8 protein-coding genes are annotated in these 9,321 nt (G+C 70.4%); 2 read left to right on the top strand and 6 right to left on the bottom strand.

What is annotated here, in order from left to right; all coding sequences use genetic code 11:
- The 4 genes from uvrC to uvrA all read right to left on the bottom strand — a co-directional run.
- Positions 1–1,799 (bottom strand): excinuclease ABC subunit UvrC (gene uvrC, locus VLF38_RS14955; protein ID WP_325272034.1); only part of this gene is annotated, 1,799 nt, incomplete at its 3' end.
- A gap of 64 nt (positions 1,800–1,863) precedes the next feature.
- Positions 1,864–2,223, bottom strand: coding sequence for a cupin domain-containing protein (locus tag VLF38_RS14950; protein WP_325272033.1), 360 nt, complete (start codon positions 2,221–2,223; stop codon positions 1,864–1,866).
- Between the two features lie 76 nt (positions 2,224–2,299).
- Complete coding sequence (locus tag VLF38_RS14945; protein WP_325272032.1) at positions 2,300–2,743, bottom strand: Rieske (2Fe-2S) protein; 444 nt, start codon at positions 2,741–2,743, stop codon at positions 2,300–2,302.
- A gap of 57 nt (positions 2,744–2,800) precedes the next feature.
- Positions 2,801–5,641 carry an excinuclease ABC subunit UvrA gene (gene uvrA / locus VLF38_RS14940; protein ID WP_325272031.1) on the bottom strand — a complete coding sequence of 947 codons (2,841 nt, stop codon included), beginning with the start codon at positions 5,639–5,641 and terminating at the stop codon, positions 2,801–2,803.
- 57 nt (positions 5,642–5,698) lie between these two features.
- Here uvrA and VLF38_RS14935 point away from each other — a divergent pair, with 57 nt between their 5' ends.
- On the top strand, positions 5,699–6,409 hold the full coding sequence (locus tag VLF38_RS14935) for a maleylpyruvate isomerase family mycothiol-dependent enzyme (protein WP_325272030.1): 711 nt from the start codon (positions 5,699–5,701) through the stop codon (positions 6,407–6,409).
- Entirely contained in the window at positions 6,400–7,074 is a 675-nt protein-coding gene (locus VLF38_RS14930; protein ID WP_325272029.1) for an MBL fold metallo-hydrolase, read from the top strand. The genes VLF38_RS14935 and VLF38_RS14930 overlap by 10 nt, the downstream gene beginning before the upstream one ends.
- A gap of 14 nt (positions 7,075–7,088) precedes the next feature.
- Here the strand turns inward: VLF38_RS14930 and VLF38_RS14925 are convergent, their stop codons facing one another.
- Complete coding sequence (locus tag VLF38_RS14925) at positions 7,089–8,075, bottom strand: diiron oxygenase (RefSeq protein WP_325272028.1); 987 nt, start codon at positions 8,073–8,075, stop codon at positions 7,089–7,091.
- Positions 8,076–8,141: 66 nt separating this feature from the next.
- Positions 8,142–9,321, bottom strand: a 1,180-nt coding sequence (locus tag VLF38_RS14920; protein ID WP_325272027.1) for an NADH:flavin oxidoreductase/NADH oxidase family protein, incomplete at its 5' end; no start/stop codon positions are given.

Raw genomic sequence — 9,321 nt, 5'->3', positions numbered from 1 at the left:
TTCATCAGCACCTTGCGCCGCACCTCTCCCAGGCCGGGGACGTCGTCGAGGACGCTCTCGACCATCGACTTGCTCCGACGGTTGCGGTGGTGGGTGATCGCGAACCGGTGCGCCTCGTCACGGATCCGCTGGAGCAGGTAGAGCCCCTCGGAGCTGCGGGCGAAGATGACCGGGTCCTCGTCGTCGGGGAGCCAGACCTCCTCGAGCCGCTTGGCGAGACCCACGACGGGGATCTCGTCGGCGAGACCGAGACCGGTCAGCGCGTCGATGGCAGCCGCGACCTGGGGCGGTCCGCCGTCGACGACCACCAGCCCGGGCGTGTACGCGAACTTCCGCGGACGGCCGGTCTCCGGGTCGACGAGGAGCGGGCCCGCGTCGTCGGCGCGCTCGATCGCATCGCCTCGCTCGTCGAGCAGCCGCCGGAAGCGCCGGGTGATCACCTCGTGCATCGAGGCGACGTCGTTCTGCCCCTCCACGCCCTTGATCACGAAGCGCCGGTAGTCGGACTTGCGCGCCAGCCCGTCCTCGAAGACCACCATGCTCGCGACGACCTCGGTGCCCTGGAGGTTGGAGACGTCGTAGCACTCGATGCGCAGCGGCGCCTCGGCCAGGCCGAGGTGCTCCTGGATCTCGGCGAGCGCCCGGTTGCGGGTGGTCAGGTCGCTCGCACGCTTGGTCTTGTGCAACGCGAGCGACTGCGCCGCGTTGCGCGCCACCGTCGCCTGCAGGGTCTTCTTGTCACCGCGCTGCGGCACCCGGATCTGCACCCTGCTCCCCCGGCGTTCGCTGAGGAGGTCCTCCAACACCGCCGACTCCGGCGGCAGGGCGGGCACGAGCACCTCGCGCGGAACGCCGTCACCTTCCTCACCGCCGTAGAGCTGGACGAGGAAGTGCTCGACCAGCTCGGGGGTCTCCCCCTCCTCGACGCGGTCGGCGACCCAGCCGCGCTGGCCGCGGATCCGGCCACCACGGACGTGGAAGACCTGGACGGCGACCTCGAGCGGGTCCTCGGCCAGGGCGATGACGTCGGCATCCGTGCCGTCACCCAGGACGACTGCCTGCTTCTCCAGGGCCTTCTGGAGCGCTCCGAGGTCGTCGCGGAGCCGGGCCGCGCGCTCGAAGTCGAGCTCCTCGCTCGCGGCGTACATCTCGCGCTCGATCCGCTTCGTGAACGCTGAGGTGTTGCCAGCCATGAAGGCGACGAAGTCGTTGACGATCTCGCGGTGCTCCGCTGGGCTCACCCGCCCGACGCACGGCGCTGCGCACTTGTCGATGTAGCCCAGCAGGCACGGCCGGCCGCTCTGCGCGGCACGGTTGAAGACGCCCTTGCTGCAACTGCGCATCGGGAAGACCCGCAGCAGCAGGTCGACCGTCTCGCGGATCGCCCAGGCGTGGCTGTACGGGCCGAAGTAGCGGGTCCCCTTCTTCTTCACGCCGCGCATCACCTGCACGCGCGGGAACTCCTCGTCGAGCGTCACGGCGAGCCACGGATAGGACTTGTCGTCGCGGTACTTCACGTTGAACCGCGGGTCGAACTCCTTGATCCAGGAGTACTCCAGCTGGAGCGCCTCGACCTCGGTGCCGACCGTCGTCCACTCGACGCTCGCCGCCGTCGTCACCATCGTGGCCGTGCGCGGGTGGAGGCTCGGCAGCGGCTGGAAGTAGTTCTGCAGGCGGGCACGGAGGTTCTTCGCCTTGCCGACGTAGATCACCCGACGGTTGCTGTCGCGGAAGCGGTAGACCCCTGGCTGCGTCGGGATCTCCCCCGGCTTGGGGCGATAGCTCAGCGGGTCGGGCACACGGAAACCCTAGTCGGCCGCACCGACAGCCTCCGCCGCACTCGTACGCCGCCGCGCGCGCCGCCTACTGCGCCGGCTTGGCGTACGCCGCGACGCCGGTGTCGAGGAAGACGCACGGCTCGTCGCCGTCCACCCACGCGTCGTGGCCGGGTGGGATCGTCACGACATCACCAGGGCCCATGTGCGCCTCGGTGCCGTCGTCCATCCGCACCGTCATGTGCCCGGAGACGCAGAAACCGCTGTGCGCCGTCTGGCACGAGTCGGTGCCCGCGATCGGCTTCACGTCCTCGGACCACTTCCAGCCGGGCTCGAACGTCGCGCGGCCCAGCGTGAAGTCGCCGAGGGTGACCACGTCGAGGTGGCCGTGTGCCTGGAACTGCCGCGTCTCGTGGGGCGCGTCGATGCTCTGCGTCTGCATGGTCATCCCTCGACGCTAGGCCTGCCGCGATCCGGCGACGACCCCAGTGCGCAGACCCTCGGGGAAGGACCGCCCGGACAGCTCAGGCGGCGACGACGTTGGCGCCCTCGACCTTGATCGGCGCCTCCGCCAGGGGCGCTGCCGCAGGCCCGCCCGCGACCTCCCCCGTGGCCGCGTCGAACGTCGAGCCGTGGCGCAGGCAGGTGATCGTGCCGTCCTCGACCTTGCCGACGTCGAAGCCCTGGTGGGTGCACTTCGAGGTGAAGGCCTTGAACTCCCCCGCCGTCGGCTGGGTGACGACGAGCTGCTTGTCGGTGAGCACGACGCCACCGCCGACCGGCACCTCGGACGTGGGGACGAGCACCTCGCCGGCCGTGCCCGCGCTCGAGGTCGCAGGCCCGGAGGAGTCACTCGGGGCCGACGAACCCGCGCCCCCCGACCCACAGCCGGCGAGCGCCGCAGCGACACCGAGGGCGCCCAGGCCCGAGAACACGATCCGACGGGAGTACTGCGCGTCCTGGCTCATGCAGCCGAGATTAGACCCGGATCCTGTGCCCCAGCCAAGAAGACTCCGTGCGCCAGGTCAGCCCAGCAGCGGCTTGAGGAACCGTCCGGTGTGGCTGTCGCCGTTGGCAGCGATCTCCTCGGGCGTGCCGGTCGCGACGACGGTGCCGCCGCGGGAACCACCCTCAGGGCCCATGTCGATCAGCCAGTCGGCGGTCTTGATGACGTCGAGGTTGTGCTCGATCGTCAGCACCGTGTTGCCCTTGTCGACGAGGCTCTGCAGGACGCCGAGGAGCTTGCGGATGTCCTCGAAGTGGAGACCGGTCGTCGGCTCGTCGAGCACGTAGACCGTGCGGCCGGTCGACCGCTTCTGCAGCTCGGACGCGAGCTTCACGCGCTGCGCCTCACCACCCGACAGCGTTGTCGCCGGCTGCCCCAGGCGGACGTAGCCCAGGCCGACCTCGCCGAGAGTCTTCATGTGGCGCGCGATCGCCGGGACGGCCGCGAAGAAGTCCGCAGCCTCCTCGATCGGCATGTCGAGGACGTCGGCGATCGTCTTGCCCTTGTAGTGCACCTCGAGCGTCTCGCGGTTGTAGCGGGCGCCGTGGCAGACCTCGCACGGGACGTAGACGTCCGGCAGGAAGTTCATCTCGATCTTGATCGTGCCGTCGCCGGAGCAGGCCTCGCAGCGGCCGCCCTTGACGTTGAAGGAGAAGCGCCCCTGCTGGTAGCCGCGCATCTTCGCCTCCGGCGTCTGGGCGAAGAGCTTGCGCACGTGGTCGAAGACGCCGGTGTACGTCGCGGGGTTGGACCGCGGGGTGCGACCGATCGGCGACTGGTCGACGTGGATCACCTTGTCGACGTTCTCCACGCCGGTGATCTTGCGGTGGCGGCCCGGGACGGTGCGCGCGTTGTAGAGCTGCTTGGCCAGCGAGGTGTAGAGGATGTCGTTGACCAGCGTCGACTTGCCCGACCCCGAGACGCCGGTGATCGAGACGAAGCAGCCCAGCGGGAACTCGACGGTGACGTCCTGGAGGTTGTGCTCCTTCGCCCCGTGCACGACCAGCGAGCGGCCCTTGGTCGGCGGCCGACGCGTGAGCGGCACCTCGATCGACTTGCGGCCCGAGAGGTAGTTGCCCGTCTCGGACTTCTTGTTGGCGAGCAGCCCCTTCACCGTGCCGGAGTGGACGACGTGGCCGCCGTGCTCCCCCGCGCCGGGACCGATGTCGACGACCCAGTCGGCGGTCTTGATCGTGTCCTCGTCGTGCTCGACGACGATCAGGGTGTTGCCGAGGTTCTTCAGCCGGAGCAGCGTCTCGATCAGCCGCTCGTTGTCGCGCTGGTGGAGGCCGATCGACGGCTCGTCGAGCACGTAGAGGACGCCCACCAGGCCGGCGCCGATCTGGGTGGCGAGGCGGATCCGCTGCGCCTCGCCGCCCGACAGCGAGCCCGACGGGCGGTCGAGCGAGAGGTAGTCGAGGCCCACGTCGAGCAGGAACTTCAGCCGCTCCTGGATCTCCTTGAGCACACGCTCCGCGATCTGCAGCTCGCGCTCGCTCAGCTGCAGGTTGGCGAGGTACGCCGCCGCGTCGCTGATGGGCAGTGCACAGACCTGGGCGATGTTGAGGCCGCCTGCTTCCTTCGCACCGAGCGTCACCCCGACCGAGACCGGCTTGAGGCGCGACCCGCCACACGCGACACAGGGCACTTCGCGCATGAAGCCCTCGAACCGCTCGCGCGCGGTGTCGGACTCCGACTCGCGGTGGCGGCGCTCGACGTACGGCTTCACGCCTTCGTACGCCGCGTAGTAGCTGCGCTCGCGGCCGTAGCGGTTGCGGGTGACGACGTGGACCTTGCCCGGGTGGCCCTCCATGATCACCCGCTGGTGGCGGGCGGAGAGCTTCTCCCAGGGGGTGTCGAGGTCGAAGCCGAGCTCCTCGCCGAGCGCACCGAGGAGGCGCTGGAAGTACTCCGACACATGGGCGCCCGTCCACACCTGGACAGCTCCCTCGGCCAGCGTGGCGGAGGGGTCGCTGATGATCAGCTCTGGATCGACCTCCATGCGGGTGCCGAGGCCGTGGCACTCGGGGCAGGCGCCGAAGGGCGAGTTGAAGGAGAAGGAGCGCGGCTCGAGGTCGTCGGTCTCGATTGGGTGGTCGTTGGGGCAGGCCATCCGCTCGGAGAACTTCATCTCCTCACCCGTGTCGACCATGTCGAAGACGACGAGGCCGCCGGCGAGGTTGAGCGCCGTCTCGACGGAGTCGGTCAGGCGTCGCTTCGCGGTCTCCTTGACAGCGAGGCGGTCGACGACGACCTCGATCGAGTGCTTGAGCTTCTTGTCGAGCGTGGGCGGGTTGTCGAGCGTGTGGGTCTCGCCGTCGACCCGGGCCCGGCTGAATCCCTGCGACTGCAGCGAGCGGAAGAGCTCGGCGTACTCCCCCTTGCGGCCGCGGACGACCGGCGCGAGGACCTGGAAGCGGGTGCCCTCCTCCAGCTGCATCATCCGGTCGACGATCTGCTGCGGCGTCTGCCGCTCGATCGGCTCGCCACAGGTCGGGCAGTGCGCCCGGCCGGCGCGTGCGTAGAGCAGGCGGAGGTAGTCGTAGACCTCGGTGATCGTGCCGACGGTGCTTCGGGGGTTCTTGGAGGTCGACTTCTGGTCGATCGAGACCGCGGGCGAGAGGCCCTCGATGAAGTCGACGTCGGGCTTGTCCATCTGCCCGAGGAACTGGCGTGCGTACGCCGAGAGCGACTCGACGTACCGCCGCTGGCCCTCGGCGAAGATCGTGTCGAACGCGAGGCTCGACTTGCCGGAGCCGGACAGGCCGGTGAAGACGATGAGCGCATCCCGCGGGAGGTCGAGAGACACGTCCTTGAGGTTGTGCTCGCGTGCGCCACGGATGACGAGCTGGTCGGCCAACGCTGGTCCCTTCGGGGGCCGGTTCGAACAAGTGTTCGCCATCCTACACTGGCGACCATGAGCGACCAGGCCACGCCGGACCCCGTCGGCGCCAACCCGATCACCGCGGTCCTGGAGGCCACGCACCGCTACCTGCAGACGGTCGCCACGCTGACCGACGAGCAGCTGCGCGAGCCGTCCCTGCTCCCCGGCTGGACCCGCGGCCACGTCGTCGCCCACGTCGCCCTCAACGCCCACGGACTGGCCCGCGCGCTGCGCGGCCTGCGCACCGGCGAACCGGCGCCGGTCTACGACAGCCAGGAGCAGCGCAACGCCGACATCGAGACGTACGCCGGGGGCTCGGCCGCCGAGCTCGCCTCCCTGTCGCAGATGGCCTGCCTCCGCATCGCCGGCGAGCTGCGCCTGATCAAGGCGGTCGGCACCGTCGAGCGCACCCCGGGCGGGCGGGTGATGACGGTCGTCGACGTCGTGGAGGCGCGCTGGCGCGAGGTCGAGATCCACCACGCCGACCTCGACGCCGGCTACTCCCCCGCCGACTGGCCCGTCGACTTCGCGGCGTACCTGCTGGAGAAGGTGGCCGAGCAGCGCGGCGAGCAGGTCGACGCGACCCTGCACGCACAGGACATCGGCAAGACCGTCCGGGTCGGCAAGGGCGGACACGGCATCGCGGGCACGGCGGCAGCGCTGGCGTGGTGGCTGACGGGCCGTGGCGACGGTGCGGACCTGGTCGCCATCCGGGGCCTGCCTACGCTGGGTCCATGGGCCTGACCTACACCGGAGACGTGACCCCGGGCGGCCCGGCCGCCGTACGCGAGCTGGCCGGGCTGACCGTGAGCAAGCTGGCCGTCGATCCGCAGATGGCCAACAACTGCTACCTGCTGCGGTGCCGGGAGACAGGCGCGCAGGTGCTCATCGACGCCGCTGACGACTCCCCTGCACTCCTCGAGCTGACCGGCGGTGAGATCGACACGGTCGTCACCACCCACCAGCACTGGGACCACCACCGGGCCCTGGCCGACGTCTTCGCCGTCACCCGGCCCCAGGTGGCCGCGGGCGCTCCGGACGCCGACGCCATCACCGAGGCCACCGGCGTGCAGGTCACGCGCCGCGTCGGCGACGGGGACGTCGTGAAGGTCGGCAAGGTCGACCTCGAGGTCATCGCCGTCGCCGGTCACACGCCGGGCTCGATCTGTCTGCTCTACCGCGACCCCGAGGGGCACCCCCACCTCTGGACCGGCGACTCGCTCTTCCCGGGCGGGGTCGGCGCGACGTTCGGTGACGCGGACGCGTTCGCGACGCTGATCGACCAGGTGGAGTCGAAGATCTTCGGCACGCTTCCGGATGAGACCTGGTTCTACCCCGGCCACGGCGGCGACTCGACGCTCGGCGCCGAGCGGCCCCACCTCACGGAGTGGCGGGCCCGCGGCTGGTGAGCCGCCACTGACCCTCAGGCGGCGAGGTCGCGCTCGTGGGTCTCACCGCGGTAGCGCGAGGGCCGTCCGTCGATCCGGAGCAGCTTCCACAGCCACCGCGCCGGGCCGCGACGGATGCCGAGCCGGTCGGCCAGCAGCCGCACGTCGCCGAACATCTCGCGCCGGTGCTCGTCCGAGACCGGGGAGCGCCACCACATCTCGCGGGCCACGCCGCGAGGGATCCCCATCGCGCGCAGGTCGTGCCGCGTCGGCTTCATGATCACCGTGCAGAGCCACCACATCGCCAGCGGAAGCGCCAGCGACAGGAAGAACCTCTTGACGGGTCCTGCGTGCGCGAGGCTCTTGGCCAGCCACTCGTGCGCGAAGCTGATGTGCCGCGCTTCCTCCGCGATGTGGATCTGCATGATCCGCGAGATCAACGGTTGCTGGCCGCCGTCACGGATCAGCGACTTCTGCAGGTGGTCGATCGGCTCCTCGCCCGCGAGGATCCCCATGAAGAAGATCGTGGGCAGCCAGGAGCCGGCGGCCGTCATGATCGGCGTGATCCAGCGGAAGTACGCCGGAGCGCCCTGGGGCTCGATGCCGAAGCCGGCGTACGCACGGTTCACCGCCTCCTGGAACATCTGGATGTGGTGGGTCTCCTCGGTGACCTCGTGCATCGCGTAGCGGAACTCCGGGTTGCCGGCCCGCATGCCGATCAGGTGCTGCATCAATCCGCCGATCAGCACCTGCTCGAACTGCCGGCCCACCTTCGCGACGTGCGCGAAGCGGAAGATCCCGATCTCGACCTGCCGCTCCAGCGGCAGTGCCTGGTACCAGGGATGGGCCCCGATGACGTCCGCTTCGGAGAGCACGAACTGCGGGTCGTCGGCTCGCCAGGCGTACGCCGGGTCGTCCCACGGGACGTCCTTGAAGGCGTTGAACGACAGGCGCACCGATGCGTCGGAGAGGCTCCTCAGGTGCGCCTCGTAGGCAGCGTGGTCGAAGAGTTCCTGAACCATGTTGCGACGGTACCCGCGACACCGCGTCACGGACACCCGCCCCGGAGTGTGGGGCTCGTCACACGGTCAGCGCCAGCGCGCCCCCAGGACAGGCAGCTGCCCAGCGACGCCACGGACGACGGCGGGGAGCTGCGACTTCACGACGTACTCCCCCACGCCGACGACCGACGGTTTGGTCACCGCCGGCTCGAGCCCGCGGCCCATGCGCCACAGCTGGGTGGTGTACCAGACCACCTCGGCCATGGCGTCGAGCTTGCGGATGCCGACGGAGCGAGGCTCCATGCCGGCGACCTCCGAGCTCTTGCCGGCCAGGAGCAGGCTCGGGAAGTCCGGGTCGACCGCGAGCGGGCGCCCCAGGCCGATGACGTCGACGGCACCGGACTCGATCGCCGCCGACATCGCAGCGGCGGTGCGGAAGCCACCGGTGACCATGAGCGGGAGGGAGACCTCGCCGCGCAGGCGCTCGGCGAACTCGAGGAAGTAGGCCTCGCGCTGGCGGGTCGACTCACGCTGGGTCACGCCCATCATCGCGCCGACCTCGTAGGTGCCACCGGAGATCTCGAGCAGGTCGACGCCCGCCTCCTCGAGCGCCTTCGCCACGAGGATCGACTCGTCCTCACTGAAGCCACCGCGCTGGAAGTCGGCACTGTTGAGCTTGACCGAGAGCACCTTGTCGTCGCCGATCGCGGCGCGGGTGGCCGCGACCAGCTCCATCAGGAACCGGCGGCGGTTCTCGGCGGAGCCGCCGTACGCGTCGCTCCGCTGGTTGGCGAGCGGCGAGAGGAACTGGCTGATCAGGTAGCCGTGGGCGCCGTGGAGCTGGACGCCGTCGAAGCCGGCCTCCACGCAGACGCGGGCCGTCTCGGCGTACCGCTGGACCAGGTCGTGGATCTCCGCGACGGTCAGGGCACGCGGGACGGCGAAGGCCCCGCCCATTCCCTTCAGGCCGATGGCGGACGGCGCGACCGGACGCGGCGAGAGGGTCCGGGGCGACTGGCGGCCCGGGTGGTTGACCTGGACGATCGCGACGGCTCCCTCCGACTTCGCCGCGGCGGCCCAGGCGGAGAGGGCCTCGAGGTCGCGGTCGTCCTCCACGACGACGTTGGCCGGCTCGCCGAGGGCCCGACGGTCCACCATCACGTTGCCCGTGACGAGGAGGCCGGAGCCGCCCTGCGCCCAGCGGCCGTAGAGGCGGACCAGGCGGTCGTCAGGCGCGTGCGACCCGATCGTGCCGAGCTGCTCGGAC

It is taken from the genome of Nocardioides sp., from assembly GCF_035481145.1.
Taxonomy (GTDB): Bacteria; Actinomycetota; Actinomycetes; order Propionibacteriales; family Nocardioidaceae; genus Nocardioides.
This window is presented reverse-complemented; position numbering and strand designations above follow the sequence as displayed.

Excerpts from the sequence above, each read along its gene's own strand:
- VLF38_RS14945 (WP_325272032.1), bottom strand. The coding sequence starts at position 2,743 with ATGAGCCAGGACGCGCAGTACTCCCGTCGGATCGTGTTCTCGGGCCTG.
- VLF38_RS14930 (WP_325272029.1), top strand. The coding sequence starts at position 6,400 with ATGGGCCTGACCTACACCGGAGACGTGACCCCGGGCGGCCCGGCCGCC.
- VLF38_RS14935 (WP_325272030.1), top strand. The coding sequence starts at position 5,699 with ATGAGCGACCAGGCCACGCCGGACCCCGTCGGCGCCAACCCGATCACC.
- VLF38_RS14950 (WP_325272033.1), bottom strand. The coding sequence starts at position 2,223 with ATGACCATGCAGACGCAGAGCATCGACGCGCCCCACGAGACGCGGCAG.
- VLF38_RS14925 (WP_325272028.1), bottom strand. The coding sequence starts at position 8,075 with ATGGTTCAGGAACTCTTCGACCACGCTGCCTACGAGGCGCACCTGAGG.